This is a genomic window from Sporosarcina sp. Y838, assembly GCF_056786515.1.
In genome coordinates this window covers 57,154-74,724 of sequence record NZ_JBXCJD010000008.1, presented here as the reverse complement: position 1 = coordinate 74,724, position 17,571 = coordinate 57,154, and the positions used below count along the sequence as shown (strand labels likewise).

19 protein-coding genes are annotated in these 17,571 nt (G+C 39.7%); 6 read left to right on the top strand and 13 right to left on the bottom strand.

Going from position 1 to position 17,571, the window contains the following annotated elements; genetic code table 11:
• Window positions 1–45: 45 nt before the first annotated feature.
• The 7 genes from AC1TO4_RS12560 to AC1TO4_RS12530 all read right to left on the bottom strand — a co-directional run bounded on the left by AC1TO4_RS12560 (window position 46) and on the right by AC1TO4_RS12530 (window position 6,710).
• A complete protein-coding gene (locus AC1TO4_RS12560) occupies window positions 46–3,690 on the bottom strand; it encodes a multicopper oxidase domain-containing protein (protein WP_482105610.1) in 3,645 nt (1,214 codons plus the stop codon).
• Between the two features lie 19 nt (window positions 3,691–3,709).
• Window positions 3,710–4,012, bottom strand: a complete 303-nt coding sequence (locus tag AC1TO4_RS12555; RefSeq protein ID WP_482105609.1) for a hypothetical protein — start codon at window positions 4,010–4,012, stop codon at window positions 3,710–3,712.
• 18 nt (window positions 4,013–4,030) lie between these two features.
• On the bottom strand, window positions 4,031–4,321 hold the full coding sequence (locus AC1TO4_RS12550; protein WP_482105608.1) for a hypothetical protein: 291 nt from the start codon (window positions 4,319–4,321) through the stop codon (window positions 4,031–4,033).
• A gap of 18 nt (window positions 4,322–4,339) precedes the next feature.
• Window positions 4,340–5,095, bottom strand: a complete 756-nt coding sequence (locus AC1TO4_RS12545; RefSeq protein ID WP_482105607.1) for a hypothetical protein — start codon at window positions 5,093–5,095, stop codon at window positions 4,340–4,342.
• Window positions 5,096–5,201: 106 nt separating this feature from the next.
• Window positions 5,202–5,780, bottom strand: coding sequence for an SCO family protein (locus AC1TO4_RS12540; protein ID WP_482105606.1), 579 nt, complete (start codon window positions 5,778–5,780; stop codon window positions 5,202–5,204).
• A gap of 40 nt (window positions 5,781–5,820) precedes the next feature.
• The gene (locus AC1TO4_RS12535; protein ID WP_482105605.1) at window positions 5,821–6,291 is read right to left on the bottom strand and encodes a hypothetical protein; all 471 of its coding nucleotides are present in this window, start codon (window positions 6,289–6,291) and stop codon (window positions 5,821–5,823) included.
• The gene (locus AC1TO4_RS12530) at window positions 6,291–6,710 is read right to left on the bottom strand and encodes a hypothetical protein (protein ID WP_482105604.1); all 420 of its coding nucleotides are present in this window, start codon (window positions 6,708–6,710) and stop codon (window positions 6,291–6,293) included. Before AC1TO4_RS12530 ends, AC1TO4_RS12535 begins: the two co-directional genes overlap by 1 nt.
• Window positions 6,711–6,875: 165 nt before the next feature.
• On the opposite strand from AC1TO4_RS12530, the gene AC1TO4_RS12525 reads away from it, so the two are divergent.
• The 3 genes from AC1TO4_RS12525 (at window position 6,876) to AC1TO4_RS12515 (ending at window position 11,098) form a co-directional block, all read left to right on the top strand.
• A complete protein-coding gene (locus AC1TO4_RS12525) occupies window positions 6,876–8,912 on the top strand; it encodes a PKD domain-containing protein (protein ID WP_482105603.1) in 2,037 nt (678 codons plus the stop codon).
• Between the two features lie 29 nt (window positions 8,913–8,941).
• Window positions 8,942–9,775, top strand: a complete 834-nt coding sequence (locus AC1TO4_RS12520; protein ID WP_482105602.1) for a collagen-like protein — start codon at window positions 8,942–8,944, stop codon at window positions 9,773–9,775.
• A 606-nt stretch (window positions 9,776–10,381) separates the two neighbouring features.
• Entirely contained in the window at window positions 10,382–11,098 is a 717-nt protein-coding gene (locus tag AC1TO4_RS12515; RefSeq protein ID WP_482105601.1) for a 3-ketoacyl-ACP reductase, read from the top strand.
• 112 nt (window positions 11,099–11,210) lie between these two features.
• Here AC1TO4_RS12515 and AC1TO4_RS12510 read toward each other — a convergent pair whose 3' ends face one another.
• The 6 genes from AC1TO4_RS12510 to AC1TO4_RS12485 all read right to left on the bottom strand — a co-directional run bounded on the left by AC1TO4_RS12510 (window position 11,211) and on the right by AC1TO4_RS12485 (window position 14,809).
• Window positions 11,211–11,468, bottom strand: coding sequence for a hypothetical protein (locus AC1TO4_RS12510; RefSeq protein ID WP_482105600.1), 258 nt, complete (start codon window positions 11,466–11,468; stop codon window positions 11,211–11,213).
• 88 nt (window positions 11,469–11,556) lie between these two features.
• Window positions 11,557–11,745 (bottom strand): hypothetical protein, encoded by a 189-nt coding sequence (locus tag AC1TO4_RS12505; protein WP_482105599.1) that lies wholly within the window; start codon window positions 11,743–11,745, stop codon window positions 11,557–11,559.
• A 183-nt stretch (window positions 11,746–11,928) separates the two neighbouring features.
• Window positions 11,929–12,150, bottom strand: a complete 222-nt coding sequence (locus tag AC1TO4_RS12500; RefSeq protein ID WP_482105598.1) for a DUF6366 family protein — start codon at window positions 12,148–12,150, stop codon at window positions 11,929–11,931.
• A gap of 177 nt (window positions 12,151–12,327) precedes the next feature.
• A complete protein-coding gene (locus AC1TO4_RS12495) occupies window positions 12,328–12,780 on the bottom strand; it encodes a hypothetical protein (protein ID WP_482105597.1) in 453 nt (150 codons plus the stop codon).
• A 573-nt stretch (window positions 12,781–13,353) separates the two neighbouring features.
• A complete protein-coding gene (locus tag AC1TO4_RS12490) occupies window positions 13,354–13,905 on the bottom strand; it encodes a DUF420 domain-containing protein (protein WP_482105596.1) in 552 nt (183 codons plus the stop codon).
• Between the two features lie 106 nt (window positions 13,906–14,011).
• A complete protein-coding gene (locus tag AC1TO4_RS12485; protein ID WP_482105595.1) occupies window positions 14,012–14,809 on the bottom strand; it encodes an ABC transporter ATP-binding protein in 798 nt (265 codons plus the stop codon).
• Window positions 14,810–15,032: 223 nt separating this feature from the next.
• Here AC1TO4_RS12485 and AC1TO4_RS12480 point away from each other — a divergent pair, with 223 nt between their 5' ends.
• The 3 genes from AC1TO4_RS12480 (at window position 15,033) to yyaC (ending at window position 17,571) form a co-directional block, all read left to right on the top strand.
• Entirely contained in the window at window positions 15,033–15,938 is a 906-nt protein-coding gene (locus tag AC1TO4_RS12480) for an AEC family transporter (protein WP_482105594.1), read from the top strand.
• Window positions 15,939–16,018: 80 nt separating this feature from the next.
• Window positions 16,019–16,459 (top strand): YusW family protein, encoded by a 441-nt coding sequence (locus AC1TO4_RS12475; protein WP_482100119.1) that lies wholly within the window; start codon window positions 16,019–16,021, stop codon window positions 16,457–16,459.
• Window positions 16,460–16,959: 500 nt separating this feature from the next.
• Window positions 16,960–17,571, top strand: a complete 612-nt coding sequence (gene yyaC, locus AC1TO4_RS12470) for a spore protease YyaC (RefSeq protein WP_482105593.1) — start codon at window positions 16,960–16,962, stop codon at window positions 17,569–17,571.

Sequence of the window (17,571 nt, the reverse complement as noted above, 5' to 3'; positions counted from 1 at the left end):
AAGTCATTTATGTAGAAAAAAGAGAAGAATACTCTCTTCTCTTCTTTATTGCTCTAACGGTGGTAAGTGTTCATTTGGCTCACTGTGCACCCTCATAATCCCCCACATGCCTTGCTCGATGTCCCATTGAATATTTCCAGAACGGTACATATAATCTCCTGGGAAATTCCCGTAAGCACCAGCCCCGCCCAACAGCTCCATGTTCCGTGTAGCCCCAGCTACGTTAAATCCAACAAATGATTCTGTTCGAGTATTAATATCCTTGGTATCAAAACGCCAGCGATGACCATGAAGATGGAACGTGTGTGACCTTCGTCTTTCTGCTGGCGTGACCAACCGAATTGTTACTGGATCCCCTGCATAACTTTCAAACAGCGGAGTAGCTGGATCACCGAACACATGTGAACTAAATAAATCTTGCAACACCGGATGTTTTTGATAACGATTAATTAATCGTTCGCTTCGATAATTAAAGCCCCTCGATCCTTGATCATACGTATCAACTACTTCTTCTTCAGCATCTATCGGTGGCAAGAGAATTCCAGCAATTGGGTCGAGAATAACCCGATCGTTTTTATCAAGCAGTCTTACTCCATCATGCATGATGATGACAAATTCCCTTATATCCGGTAAAAATGGGTTGCGTAAAATGACATTCGCTCCAGTGCGAACCGGCTTTAGTGTATATGGATCCAAATATTCCGTTCCCCTCGGCTCTGCAATAAATGCCCCGAAGGCTCCCTGAGATTTGTGGTTGCGGATATCTGCCATATCCCACATGCCACATGCCCCCACTTGAGTATCCACAAACCAGCGATACGTCCTTTTCTCTCCAGGTCCAACGGTTTGGTCGCCATTGAACCCGACTGTTTCTCCTGCCGAGGTTTTCACATCATACTCAATCAATTGAGGATGCAGCGAGATTCGTAAAGATGGTGGATAAAAGGCTTGCTCTTTCACCTCTGGATAAGGATATATGCCATCTTTGAAGGGAAATAAATCAAGCTTTAATTGACTTGTCAACGTCACTTCTACTGTATCTCCGACATTGGCCCGAATGATTAACGGCTCTAGCCTTTTTGTTCCTTTTAAAATAGCATCCATATCTTCCTTGAGTGCAAAGATGATTCCATTTGGATCGTGATCACCGAAATCGTTGTAAATAATCGGAAGTTGGAAAGCAACAATATCAAAATAGCGAATTGGTCCTTTTTCGACTGGAATTAATGTGGGGTCTTCCGCTTGCGGCGGATTTGTTCCAGTACATTCAGGCAGCGGTTTTGTTCGCTTTAACGGCTCTGGTCGGTCTGTTAAAGGAATTAAATCCGGCACCTTTTCGTCAAATGCCCGAATTAGGCCCCAAAGTCCGTTCCATAAATCTTCTTCTGTCTCGAACGCCCACAAATAATCTCCAGCCCGTGGAATAAACGATTCCATCGTAAACGATTCTGAAATACCGATATGCTGCTGCTCTTCCATATTAGAATTCAGACTGCCGCGCTCCCTCATCCACTTCAATCCATGGACATTAAAGCTATGGGATTCTTCTTGAGCTCCTTGAAGGAGGCGAAAGCGAATCGAATCCCCCTCGTATGCCCTTAGTATTGGGGTAATAGGATCACCATTCACATAGGAACTGAACGTAAAAGCAGGGTCGCAATCCGAACCTAAACGAAATTGCAGTGGTTCGTTTTTATAATTTACACCGAATACTCCAGGGTCATCTTCAGAACCTGGAAACTTTGGCGGTTGGAGCGGTTTTCCATTTTTATCAAACAACAAGGCAAAATCCTGAACAAATAACACAAAATCGCGGTAATCAGGAATTAATGGGTTCGTCGCAGTAATTTGTGCTCCATGAACGACTTCCTCTCCTGATGTTGAGTCGAGAAATTTCGTAAAGCGAGGATGAATAACACCCGATCCAAATACACCATGCTGTTGATGAGCATTTGGATATAAATGATCATGGAAGAACCATGCTTTTAATTCGGAATCTGCGTAATATGAGTACTGTATTGTTTCACCCGGTAAAACGGAGGAATCATAATTCCATCCGACATTCGCTCCGTCATTCACAAGAACATCAAATTTGACAAAGTGGATATGGAAGCCAGTTTCGTACGTTCTTGTGACGAGTTGGAATGCATCACCATCGAGAATGTGTGGCAATTTGTTTGTGAAATTAATGCGAATGCAAGTATGTTCCGGTGAATGGATTACGAGAGGCTCCGGTTCTTTTTTACCGGAACAAATATCTTCTAAATCTTTATCGAGAACAAACATCCGTCCTTTTGGATCATGCCAACCTTGTTTGTTGTATGTGATTGGCAACTCGATTAACGAGATGTTAAATTCATTCACCGGTGCCTCTTCAGGACAAGGATCAACAAATACCGCGCCAGGTCGCGGATTTTCAATAGCCGCGTGACGCTCTAGTTCAGTCAATCCCCGCCCGCCTTTTATACCGAGCGGTGGCCGCGGCGCCTTGTGTCCAACTTTACCAGGAATAAAATTCGGGAATCCCGGTTTTAATTTTGTCGGCTTCGGCGGCGCTTTTCGGTCCGGCAATGGATGTAGCGATTTAATGGGAACACCATTAGGATAACACTGGCTTCCATCTTGAAGCGTATTAAAAACCCGGTTCATTCCCCACATTCCAACCGCAAAATGTGGATAAAGATGGCAGTGAATAATCGCGTCTCCAAAAGAACCTTGCAAACTACCTAAACCATACAGCGGTTCAATCGTGTAATGAGACTGTGGACTGGTCGCTTGCGCATCAAAAATTTCAGATTCGAGGTCTTGCGGATCGCTCAACCATTGATGAACATGATAATGAAAGACATGTGTTTCTTTTGCACCGCCGTGCATGACTCGAATTTTGGCAGGGTCTCCTACATATCCCCGCAAAATCGGTGTGGATGGATCGCCAAATACCCATGAATCATGGTGAACTTCTTCTCCTTCAGTATTTGGACCAACGACCCCTTCTGCGATAAGCTGTTGGCGCCTGTTTATCGGTTCAAATCGGTAATTAGCGCCGTGAAATGATTCCTCATCCTGGTTCGTTAAATGATTGATTGGACGATTCCCGGTTAAATCATCCACTTCCATTTCATCATGAAAAATCCAAGCATATTCCCGGAAGGAAGGTAAAATCGGATGATGAACATCAGCATACACGCCACTATTCATCAGCTTCCCAGTCTCAGGATTCGTCCACCAGGAAAAACGTTTCTCGACAAACAACGCTCCGAACAGACCGTTTGAATTGGAGCCATTTTCACTGCTGGACGGATTACCTAAATCAGAAAAGTAATATGTTCCTTCTTTTACAACTTGTATTCGATACAAAATCGAATCGAAAGGAGCTACTGTACTGTCTTTGTTTAATCCAACATTCGCTCCGTCAGCTTGGTCCACTTCATACTCTGCTTGTTGAAAATGCATACCTATGTTAAAAGATAGTTTATTTTCAAGCAAAATTTCAACTCTTTCTCCTTCATTCGCCCGAATTACAAGAGGCTGAACAATATCAACGGGAGTGAACAGATTTTTTTTCACTAATTCCTTTACTTTCTGTTCATTTTCTTTTAACACATACATCATTCCATTTGGATTATGATCGCCAAACGTATTTAAGACGATTCGAATCGGAATGGCTACTACATGGTACTTTCTTATCATAATGACACCTCTTTTCCAACTAATCTTTTAAAATAGGAATTTTTGCTCCAATCCCCGTTTCAATATAGAACACATCAATTGCGTCGATATGCACGTACCATTCCTTTCCTTCCAAAGCAGGTACTGATGTCGTTTGGACATCCAATACGACGATATCTCCAAGTATTTCTTTTATTTTCCCTATAAACATAAATGGAAATGATTCAGTCAATATAAAAACTCTTCTCCCAATATTTTTACTAAAATGATTGACTAGAGCTACCTCTCTTGTCGCATTAACTGTTGTGGCATTAACTGTTCTAGCTTCATTCTGGTTAATCATTCGATCACCGCTCCTCTATTATGCTAATGGGAACACCAAGTCACTAGGCACTTCAGCTGAATAAGAGACAATTTGCTCAAGCGGAATACTTAGTGGAAACGGGAATTTATAAAATGGAGCATTTACCATTTTAATGATGACGGGCGACAGCGTTATATGCCCTTGATGGACTTCGAAAATTGTTCCAGCGAAAATGGGTCGAAATACTTGCCCCAATAAGTTAAGCTGCACTGCCTCTGTGATAACAAGCACTTCTTCCCCCATCCACTTTTTCAATTCCAAAAATAACTTATCTTCAGTTTGTTCCAATCATAATGCCTCCCATTTTTAAAATTTAATACTCTTTTTATTTATTTTACGTTTATTTAAAACTGACTTTAATACTTGTTTCCATAAAGGAAACAGTCCAATCGTAGATACATATCGAATATCGCTTAATATGATAACTTTCTCTGTCTTAAACAATTGAAGGAATAGCTCTTTCTTCGTCGTCTTCGTTATTTTTCCGAAAAATGCTTTTTCATCTGTCTTCACTTCTACCCGCATACCTCCCCATGAATGAAGATTTGTTCGTAAAGATTCATCAAAAAACTGTTTAATTAGCGCTTCCCTTTTAGCCACTGTCTCACCAAACTGGAGAACGAGCTTTTGCTGCAATTGGTTATCATAGATAAAGTGTTGGTGGGTGTTTGAATAGGTAGGAAAACCGAAGGGAATGTTTGCGGATTCTATTGCAGTATAAGGGATCCAAATTCTTTTTTGAAGGTTCGTAAGCATTACGAAGTCTCTTCCAATTGTTGCGACTTTTCCCTCTGTCGTCACAATTACATCTTTTTCGATAACGGAAGAAACTACCACCTGTTGATTTCGTTTCATTTTAAAAAACTGTTTCAACATAAGAGGCTTCCTGCGTGTTTCATCCCGATTAGCTACGTTAAATAAATTTTTCTGGCTATTGTATTCTGTAAGAATTCTCGTTTCTTCTAAGGAAACTGCACTTGTCGGTGACGAAAATGATGGAGGACTCTTCAAATGTTCGTCTGTCTCCTTTTCCGTTCCCAAAATCTCAAGCTCTTCTTGCACCGTGTTTACCTCCAAACTACTCCTTTTTCATAATGCATGAATAACGAATGATTGAATGAATAATGAAAAACTGGAGTATTTACCTTATCCAAGAAAATACTTCTGATTATTTTAATAGCTGCTGCAAATGGTCAGCAATTTCTTCGATATTCACTCGTTTATTGCCTATCGCCATATCGTGGTAAGCTCTAACTTGATCATTTGCATCCACTACATACATAGACGTTGAATGAGTTACAAATCCCCCCACCTCTTTTTCATAGAAGAAATTGAAATATTGAGTAAATGTCTTTGTTTCTACTTCCGAACCTCTTAAAAATAACCAATTGGCACTATCAATTTCAAAGTTTTCCTTATACTGTATTATCCTCTCCTCCGTATCGTATTCAGGATCTAACGTGACTGCTAGGATAAGGTACTCATCTTCTGAAATACCTTTTTCCTTCATTATTTGCTGCAAATCTTTTAAGTCCCACATTGTAGTAGGACAAATGTCTGGACAGTTTGTAAAGAAGAAAGTTATTAGCTTCGGTTTTGTTTGAACGGTCACATCTTTTCCACTCACTTCAGTCAGTGTCCATTCCTCTACAGTGCCAATTTTTGGCAAATCAATTGATTTTGGCCATACGAAATAGAATGCAGTGAATCCGATAACTAATAAGAGTACACCTATAAATACTTTCACTAGAATTCTCCCTTCAGTCTCTTCATTTAAGGAAGTCATATTACACCTTTAATGAATAGCGGATGAAATGACTTACGAGCGCATGAAGACAAGCAGTGAAAATAGCAAGACTATACATGTTTGACGCAATCATTGCTTCAGACTCGATTGGGATGTTGCACAGTGCTGGATTTTGAAGAACAGCACCGAGCATCATTCCCATAATCCCCCCCATTGCGCCGTTATAAATACCGTTTAGTGCAGCCGGGGCTTTTATGGTTGAACCGAATTTCCAACCGATAAATAATCCAACTAATATAGGAAGGTGATAAAAAGCTAATAGGTCTGCAGGAAGCAACAGTTTAAGGTAAAGTGCCATGACAAATGAAGATATCATGGTGATGGCCATACACATCGTCTGCGTAAAACGATCATCAAATAATAGGTGTTTCTTTTTAAAAATCCTATAAACAGAACTTAATTCAACTATGTTCCAGATAAACAACAGGAAGATGAGTAGCAAGGCTGACATCACGACCTTTTAATTGAAATAAAAATAGTGAATAAACTTAAAACAAAAAAACCGTGAATGAACCAGATAAACAACGATGGCATTTCTATAACTGTTCCAATCATCGGTGACATCAACCCAATGATTATTCCATTCGTTAAACCTGTCACGAACGTTTGATAATCGAATAACAGACCAAAAAATGCTCCAGTTAGTAATCCTGCCAGTGTGGAGATAACGGTAACTAAGGTGAAATGAAAGGGGAATTGGAGTATGAGTAGTACACCAGACAGTAAAGCAATCATGCCTCCCATAACAATGCTGATATTCATTCCTAATTGAAACCCGATAAGCTTCTTGATTTTACATAAAAACAAGTAAAAACTTAGAAGTATGCATATATCCACATACATAAAAACCAATATTCCAGTTTCAGACATGGCTCCACCTCTACATAGGTAATGCTATAAGATCTGCGAACGAAACTTGTCCCAGTGGATAACGCTTAGTAACCTTATCACTTTACATCCCCTCTACATAAACTAAGTTGTGAAGGAATTTATTAAATAATTTCTAAATGATTTGTTTATTAGAGGAGGAGTTTTATGGAAGTCGGACCCATTAATGCGTTTGATGGATTCCCTGTTTGGTATAAAGATGAGAATAGTTTACGCCTTCAACTAAACGTTGACCCTACTGACCCATTCTCTGGCATTACACCTGCTGATTTACCTAATCCAGCACAACCCGTTTCTTTTCCTGACAATTATCCAGGGGAAGCTTTTTATCATCAAGTCGAAGCTGAAATGACTACGGGTACAGGTGAAAGAGCGAGGCTCGTTTTAGCATTAGAAGCTGCATTTGTGAATGAAGTGCCGAGGGTCGAGGAACAAGTTGTATTTGGTAGAGTTCGTATTCGTATTTTCGGATTACGACCAAATGCGGAGTATACCGTCACTCACCCGTACGGAGTCGATACATTCATCGCGGAATCTGACGATGGAACTGCCGAAATTAATTTCACAGAAGATATTGGAGGATTTAACGGAGGAGATTTTGAACTTGCACTGAAAAGCCGTGTATTTCCATTTTTACAATGGGATCCAAACATAGCACCTGCAGCGCCTGAAGGTTATATTGGCGATCCAAATGTTCCACACGAAATAGTAGGCAGCTTGTTTGTGGATCAATTTGGGCAACCTCAAAATTTCTTCAGGATTGAAGGTTCTGGAATCGGTATAGGGTCACCGGATCGTTCAATGACACCAGGGCTTTCTCCTGATAATTCTATTGAAACTAGAAATTTTACAGTTGTTGGTAAAATTTCAACAATCTCAGGTGTTGATGTTTTGAGAGCCACTTTTACACAAACCGCAAGTACGGACGGATTAATAGATGTTTTTGCCACATCAGATGATATCGCTCAAATTATTGAAGTGACTGGTAACGGCATTAATCCAACGCAATTACAAGGCAGTAATGGACACTATTTTGCACGTGTTGGATATTCTGGTGAAACGCCTCCCACTTCGATTACTGTCACTAATCTAACTGATAATCCAAACAGTATAAAAGAAGTAGTACCTGTAGATTTTATTTCTGCGTCCGCTAATTTTGATACGGATTCGCAAAACCTTTCGATTACAGCTTCATCAAGTGATTCTGTTCGGAAGCCTATTCTATCTGTCTCGGATTTTGGATTGGGAGAACTAACCATTCCTTCAGAAGGAACTCTTAATACGAATCTAACGTTTACACCACCTCATGTAATCATTACGTCTTCAGCTGGAGGCGAAAGAACGATACCCGTATCAGTATCCGGATTACCGAATGGTCCGATTCCAGTAACAGCCCATGCTGGTGATGACCAAACAGTCCTATTCGGTTCACCAGTTACACTTAATGGCCTCAATTCTACTGGTATCATTACTACTTTTAGTTGGACTCAACTATCGGGGACCGAAATCACTCTAGAAGCCGCGAATACGGCAACTCCAACTTTTACAGCGCCAAGTTCCGAAACAACACTACTATTTGAATTAACCGTCGATGGAGAAGGAGGACCTTCCAAAGATACAGTTGTCGTCGACATTATCGAATTTGCCTCAATACCGATTGCCAATGCAGGACCAAACCAAAGTGTCCAACAGGGAGAAGTTGTTACGTTGTCTGGGAGTGCAACTGGTACTGTGACAAACTATCAGTGGGAACAAATCTCAGGTCCTATAGTTCAGTTAACAAATGCAAATACGGCAACAGCAACATTTCAATTTCCCAATCAAACAGCTCCACTTTCTTTTCGACTAACAGTTAACGGACCCGGAGGCACTTCATTTGACGAAATCCAAGTGACGACTGTCCCCTTAATTCTTTCAATAACTCGTGCTGAATTTCGATCAAGAGATGCGGAATGGCGAATTAGTGGAAATTCAGATGTCATTGGAATTGGAGCTACTATTTCTATCTATATTGGCAATTCGTTGAGCGGTCTCCTCCTTTCTCAAGTGGCGGTTGATGCACTGGGAGAATGGGCGTATCGAATAGAAGATTCTATTGTGCAACCCGACGAAACGAGAGCAGTTTCTATTCAATCCAGCTCAAGTGCAACACTCATAAATGTTCCACTCGATATTAGAAGGTAACAGCGATGAAGGTAAAGGGAGGTTAATAAATGGAAAACTGTAAAAACTGCGGAGTGGGCCAGCCCTGTAAGTGTCAACGTGGCCCTAGAGGCCCGAGGGGTTATCAAGGCTTTACTGGATTAGATGGTGAAAAAGGAGAAAAAGGCGAAACAGGAAAACAAGGCGTCAAAGGGGATCGAGGTCCCCGGGGCTATGAAGGACCACCTGGAATAGTTGGGGAACGTGGGGAAAAAGGAGAACAAGGTGACAAAGGCGACAAAGGCGATCGAGGTCCCCAGGGCTATGATGGATCGTCTGGATTAGTTGGGGAACGAGGAGAAACAGGAAAACAAGGTGTCAAAGGTGATCGAGGTCCCCGGGGCTATGATGGATCGTCTGGATTAGATGGGAAACGAGGAGAAACAGGAAAACAAGGCCCCCATGGGATTCAAGGACCTAAAGGAGACAAAGGAGATACAGGAGATACAGGACCTGCAGGACCGATTAATGTTGCTTACGGCTTCGCCTATACCGAATTGGAGAGTTCTGGAAGTGGTAATATCAAATTTCGTATCGCTACGCCTCTGCAAGATGTTGGATTTTCACCCGAAGGCTTAGTGATAGGTAAAGACGGAATTTATCAAATCAGCTATAAAGTAGTATTGGTATCAAAAGCGATTACATGCGTTCCTTCAAAGTTCTATATAGAAATCAATGAAAAAATTAAGGCATCATCATCAATGACTGAATCCACTACTGCTAATACACTCACTTCCAGTCTCTTGTTTTCGTTACAAGAAGGTGATCTTGTAAAACTTGTTGCTGAATTACAAGAAAACTTCAGTTACAAACTGGCGACATTACAACTCGTTCGTGTGGGATAAATCTTTTTTAGTTAGTAATTTTCAAATATGGATTAAGTAAAGTTAGCACATCTGTTGATTTACCACTTACTTGCAAAAACACTGACGAGAAGGGCTTGAGAACCGCCATTTTTACTGGATTATTTTCGTTCCGCTTTCGGCGAATTAATCACTACCCTTTTGCCGAGGGGCAGGTGTGGCTAGAAGTGACTCCGTCACATCTAGCCACACTCTTTTCGGTCATCCTTTTGTGAATAATTGCCTGTCGCATTCCTATAATATTTAAGTGAAAAATGTAGTTTCTTTTAAAAAAAGAATAGATGAGCTTTTATAAGAATGTAAGTGCCCTATGATGCAATTTAGGGCACTCTTGCACGTTGTATGTAGAAGGTTTGAGCGGTCAAAATTGTATCTCTGACCGCTTCTTGTAGCTGTATCTTTGGAGAGCGACGGATGAACAAAACCAAGAGCAACTATACACGTAGTCCCCAGTGTGTGATCAAGTTATTTACTAGTTATTATTGGTTCATCAACAAACGTGTAAAGGTAACATAAATCGCTTCAGACGCTAATCCACTCTGTTTTTGATATACTTTAAGAAGTATGTACTAGAATGGAGTGAGCAGAATGCAAACGATAAAAGGTAAAAACGCAATAATTACTGGAGCAGGTAGAGGTATCGGTCGTGCGACAGCAATCGCTTTTGCGAAAGAAGGTATAAACGTTGGTCTTATCGGAAAAACAGCTGCTAATCTTGAAAAGGTTGCAGAAGAACTTCGACAATACGAAGTTGAGGTGACGATGGCAACCGCTGATGTATCAAATAACGAATCCGTCATTGCCGCTGTCGAACATGTTAAATCAGAACTTGGTCCAATTGATATCCTCATTAACAATGCGGGCATCGGTAAATTCGGTAAGTTCCTCGAACTATCACCGGAAGAATTCAAAAATATTATCGATGTCAACTTAATGGGCGTCTATTATGTCACAAGAGCAGTTCTGCCAGAGATGATTGAAAGAGAATCAGGCGATATTATTAATATCTCCTCTACCGCCGGACAAAAAGGCGCACCTGTTACTAGCGCATACAGTGCCTCAAAATTCGGAGTTCTCGGACTTACGGAATCCCTTATGCTTGAAGTAAGAAAGCATAACATTCGTGTTAGCGCATTGACACCGAGTACAGTAGCTACAGATTTGGCGTTCGAAGAAAATCTTACGGACGGCAATCCTGACAAAGTGATGCAGCCGGAAGATCTTGCTGAAGTAATGGTTGCCCAGTTGAAACTGCATCCACGAATTCTTGTTAAATCGGCAGGTTTATGGTCAACGAATCCTTAATAAAACTTGATACATTTCTTCAAAACAAAAGGACCTTTTCATAAAGGTCCTTTGTTTTTGTGTTTTCAAGTAACTCTTCTAATAGTTAATGATAATATTAGTTTTGCTAAGCTTAAACCTCAACCTGATCCATAACTCCATCTTCTTTTCTCCTCAAAAGTATCCATAAAGCGACAGCAAAACAAATTATTGAGAAAAGCCCTAAAAACTGTATAGGGGGTTCTCCCCCATAAAAATAGAATGAATATGGCAATGAAACAATACCTAATCCTAAAAAACTTTTCCAACTCCGAACTATTAATGCATAAAACAAGGTAATGACTGAAATCAATAGTGATAGCCCAAATAAAACAGGGAATAAAATCGCCATATTTACCTCCCTCTAGACGTTCTGCCTGTTTATTTAAATAACACACTTATACAAGCTACTTCGGAATCCTTGGACGATTTTGCTTTATTTAAAAAAGTCCATTTTGCTCATCTCGCCGCGCCGCCTCTCGTAGTGAATCTGATTCCGCTGAGTTCTGATTTAATGACTTTTCCCGCTCATTAAAACTGTATTTCCGCCCAGTCAGAAAATCCACAAGATAGCCGCCTACGATCAAAGTCACCATGGAGCCCCAGAAAACCCACATCACCCAATGCATAACATTCCCTCCCCATTTCAACAGATACGTAGCTTTTGGCTAAATGGTACGTTTAATTTACTAAAGAAATAACCAGCCTTGTTAGTTTAAATACTCTTCTACTGATTGCAGGAAATCTCCCATTATCTGGAGGATTGAGATTTTTTTAAGCTTTTCATATGATGGTAAAACTATTAATCACATTCAAAAAAACAACTTGTAAATTACATATCCAACTAGTAATGAAATTATTAATAGCCCCATACCTTTCCAACCCAGTCCACCTGCCAAATCAACTAAATTGCCATTTTCAGCTCGATTTAATCCTTCTCTCAATGCACCTGTTGGATTTTTTTTGAGTTCTTCTTGTCTTAATCTCTCTCTTTTATCTGCCGGAGTTTCTTGTAGATTATTCAAACCAAACACCCCCTAAACAATACTGTACTATCAGGTTTTTTGCTGTTAATAGAAGAAGTAAAACTTAAATCCTGATTAAATGCCCAAGCATATTCCCCTGTTTCAGTATCGAATTTACTTTTTTAAAAATCAAAGAGAAATAACGTTTATTGTTTAAGTGGAGCGCCCGGTAAGTTAATAGTAGGTCTATTGAACTTCAATAATGAACAGATAACTTGAATCACCTTCTTCCCACCTCGCATGAACGTCATATACATAAACACCTTTCTTGCTAGGCACTGTCAGTATATTTCCTTTTAAGTTTACGTTGTCTGCTTTAGCATCGTTTATCCATATATTCGCACCTAATGTACTCTTTTTAGGTTTATTCTTAAAATCTATTTTCAAATTGGCTTCAGGCGAAACGACAACTGCTTTCAATTCATGATGTGCTACGATTCCAGGTGGAGAAATCATATCTACACAGATTGAGTTCAAGAACCCCTCCCAGCAATAAGTTCCTTGCGCTGTGGTTATTTTCATGTCACCAACAGTTATCGTCGGTGAAGGTGGTTTGGAGGAATCGGATATTCGGATAATGCCATAAACTACAAGACCTATAACAATCAATAGTAAAGCGAGGCGTAAAATCTTAGCCATATAGTTCCTCCTTGGCTTTATAAACTTATTCCTTTCTCAACATCCGACTTCTCTTTGGAAAAAATAATGACGCCTATTGCCTGACCCAATTCATGTTAAACTTCAAACACTGGGATTCCTACTAAATAAAAAAGAGAAAATGAAATCAATTTTCTATCCCCCTAGATTTATATGACTCAGAAACCATTAACAATCATTCTAAAACCTGACTGGTAGTAGATTCTTTTTTTAACAAACAACCCATTTATTGGAAATGAACAGATACTTGTTCTATACTCCCAATATTCGACTCAGTGAATACGAATACCTTTTTACTCTTTGTTTACTTTTTGAACAGAAACCCTATCATCCTTTTGCTGAAGCGTAATCGAAGGAAATCTTTGCATCGACCTATTTAGGATTGTATGCAAATTGAAAAGGCTGATTCCTTTCCATATTTATTAATTCCCTAAAAATAATATAAAAAAATCAACACTGTCGATTGCCAGTGTTGATTCATGTTCTACTATGAAGTTAATTAAACTGGGAATCCATCTTTGTTTGAAGCGATTCTAAATGACTACCTTCACTCACTTAATAATACGGCGATATCAGGATATACACCAACACGCCTGTAAAGCTGACGTATAGCCAAATCGGCATTGTCCATCTGGCAATTTTCTTATGACGCTCGTTCTCCATATTCCATGCACGTGCCACGCTTGTCAGCGCAAGTGGAACGATGGCTGCCGCAAGAATGATATGTGTAATTAGGATGAAATAGTAGAATCCAGCCATAAATCCTTCTCCACCATAAGATGTGGATGGAGATAGATAATGGTAAGAGACGTACGTGATCAGAAACAGAAATGTTGTGAAAAAAGCAGCATAAATGAAACGGCGATGAACTGTTATATTCCGCTTTAATATGGCGATAAGAGCACAGACAAGGAATACAAAAGTAAAACTGTTAAAGATTGCATTCATCATAGGCAGGATTGTTATATCGAATGCATCGAAATCTTTAACTCCCCGCATTCCCGAAAGAACAGCGATTGCACCGATCAGTATAACGGAAAGTATAATAATCATTGGTTTATAATTGCGTTTTTTAAACGGCTTTGCAGAGCTCCCATTATTATTCATGACAATCACTCCATTATTGTTTAGATAAAACACTATCCTTTTATTGTATAGTAAGATACCAAGCGGTGCCGTATAAAAAGGCACTTTTTTGTGAACGGGTGTCCGATTACTTTACTGCTTCATTTCTGTTCACTACTAACCAAGGTCTATCTTCTCTCCACTGAATACTAACAGGAATCCGGTATGTTTCACTCAGCAGATTATCGCTAACTACTTCTTCTTTTGGTCCACCTGCTACGACTTTCCCATCTTTAAGCAGAAGCACATGCGATATCCCTGGGACAAGCTCTTCAATATGATGGGTTACGTATACAATATGACACCCGTTCCCCATTACGTTATCAAGTGATTGTAGGAACTGTTCCCTAGATAAAATATCCAATCCTGAACATGGTTCATCCAATACAAGCATTTTGGGGTCACTCATTAAGGCTCGGGCGATGAGTACTCTTCTTTGTTCCCCTTCGGACAGTTGCAGATAGGGCTTTCCTTTTAAATACGTTAGATTTAAACTTTCAAGTAAAGAATTTGCTTTCTCCCAATCCTCTTTTTCCACTTGTTCATAAATACCGAAACTCGCAAACTTTCCGCTCACTACAACTCTTTCTATCTTTTCATTATTGTAATATTCCGCAAAGCGATCCAAGGAACTACTGACAAAACCAATTTCTTTACGCAGTTCCGGTAAGTTGGTTTTTCCAAACAGATTACCAAGAACAGAAACTTTACCGCTTGACGGGAAATTAAAACCGGACATGATATTGAGAAGTGACGTTTTCCCTGAACCATTCAAGCCAAGTATTCCCCAATGCTCATTTTGTCGAATGGACCAATTGACATCCTTTAATATTTCTCGGTCGCCTCGTTGGAACGATACATCTTTAAATGAAACAATTTCCTTCATATTAAGCAGCCTCACTTCCACAACAAAATAGGTTGACTTTTTATCATCATACCACTTCGAAATGAACCATGTTTCCTTTCCGAGAAATTTTAGTAACGTATATCGGACGTTGTAATTTGTTCACTTTAAATAATGTACTACTTACACAATGTCAAGTTATATAGTTGATTAGTCGAAATTCTGCTATGCTAGTAGAATGACATATTGTTGGAGTTGAATCGAATTGAACTTGATTTTGATCATTTTACCCGTATTTATCATTTTTTTCATTGGCTTTTTAGGTCAGAAATTAATAGGCTTTGATATCAAGTCGATATCAACAGCTGCCCTATATTTAATGTCCCCCTTTTTGGCATTCAGGACATTCTACACAAATGAATTGACCATAGACTATTTTTACATCATCCTATTCAGTTTACTTCTTACAATCATTCTTCTTGTTGTTGTGTGGGTTACTTCTATCTTCATGAAAGCAACACGGCCACAGTTGTCGGCAATGATTCTAGGCGGTGTATTCATGAACAGCGGAAACTACGGAGCACCGGTTGTCCTGTTCGCATTCGGCGCTGTCGGATTTGACTATGCTGTGGTCATGATGGTGTTCCAATCGCTGCTAATGAATACAGTCGGGATTTTCTTTGCGTCCATCGGCGGTGAGGAAAGAGCTACTTTACGGCAGTCATTTCAGCGCGTAATCCGTATGCCACTTATTTACGCAGCTATTTTAGGTATTGGACTTCAATTAGTTTCGGTATCTATCCCATCCGTATTAATGGAAGGCATCAGTCTGGTGGCAGATGCCTCGATTCCAACTGTCATGCTTGTACTAGGTATGCAGCTTGCGGTCATTTCCAGAAAGAGAGTAGCTTACCGTTATGTAACTGCGGTTACTGTCATCAGGATGTTTGCCTCTCCTATGATTGCAGTAGGTATTTTGTACTTCATGCCAGTGAACGACCTGCTTAAAGCGGTCATTATTGTCCAAGCATCAATGCCAGCTGCAGCGAATACGACAATGTTTGCATTGCAATTCGGGACGGAGCCTGATTTAGTGTCGTTTACGACATTTATCACCACTCTGTTAAGTATCGTAACCATTCCTATTGTCCTTTTCTTCGTAGGTGTATAACCACCCATATCGTATAACTTTCTACTTCCACGGTTAGATTGATTGTACGATGCCGGGAGAGGATGACCAACTTGGAAAAAATGCGGATCATACAGTTAATCGCGCTGTTTTCTACTTTAGTTTTAATTATAGGCTGTAGCAATAGGAATATAGTGACTGAAATGGAGGACAAAACGGATACACCTAAGGAATCCATTGGTGACACATATGGTTTTACAATTTTTAATTTGACAATTGATACAAAAGATACGAAGAATGCAATTGTTGCCAATTACGATGAAAAAAGCGATAAAACAGAAGCGATCTATGAAAATAAATTGGAGGAATCCTTCTTGCATGGTAACAAAGCGATGGATAAGCTCAATACGATTTTCGAGGAGCTTTCGTTAGAACCTGATATGGATGCTGAAGATATGATCAAGAAAGCATCGGAGGCATTCGAAGTGATTGATTATACAACTTTGAAATTGGATGTGAAGTTTAAAGGTCATGACATGAAAAAATTGATGATGTCGAAGTAGTTTCATAAGTGTAAATAGAGTTTTCCCATAATTAAAGCCTTTGCGACCTGAGCATGCCTACGCTGGAGTGTTCATAACTGAAAGTAATTTTGAGATGTAAGGACTGAGATTACAATGTGATTAATTCAAGAAATACACATTACAGATTGCAGGTCTAATCCCTGCGTGGTAACTGGAGGGATTCAGTTCAATCCCTCCCTGCTCTTCATTCTGGCTTATCACGGGAGGCATCCACAAAGCGGTGCAGCGGTATTAGCAGATTTCCTATTTCATTCTCTTGTTAAGATACGTCTCCAGTAGCCCTCCCATAAGCCAGATAACTTTTTCATCAGTCTTATTAGAGCTTGCGCTCAGTATAAATACTGTATTAAATCAGAAACTATCCATCTAGTTAATAGATACATTTAATTTTTTCGTTCTAAATCTATTGTTAACGCTTTCAATAGTCTGATTAATCTGTTAATATTATATAAAAGCGATTTATGAAGGGGGCTCACCGATTGTTTCCTTTTAAGAACAGAAAAACAGCGCATGTAAAAGAGGCTCAGTTGTATTACAGTTATTCATCGGAATCCTCAACGAAAGAAGATATGGATGAAATGTCCTTTCTGTTAACGACACTATGCAAGTCGTATAACAGAGAAATCATTTTTGTATGTATCGGTTCAGATCGATCTACAGGTGATTCATTTGGACCCTTTGTCGGAACGATGTTGAAAGAAAACCATTGCCCTTATCATGTCTTTGGAACAATTGCAGATCCTGTTCACGCACTGAATTTAAATCAAGTAATAAAAGACATTAATAACCGTTTTTCTGAACCAATCATTTTCAGCATAGATGCCTGTTTGGGTGATAGACATCAGGTTGGTTCCATTCTATTAAAAGAGGGCCCTCTTATCCCCGGATGTGCCATCAATAATGCTCTTCCTGAACTGGGCAACTATCATTTGAAAGCGGTTGTAAATTATTTAGATTCCATAAACCCCGTTAGTTCTTTGAATTCTACACGCTTGGATACGGTCCTGACTCTTGCAAAAATAACTTCTACTATCATTTTGAATTCAACAAAAAATAAAACCCATGCAAAAATGACGACGAATCATTATTGA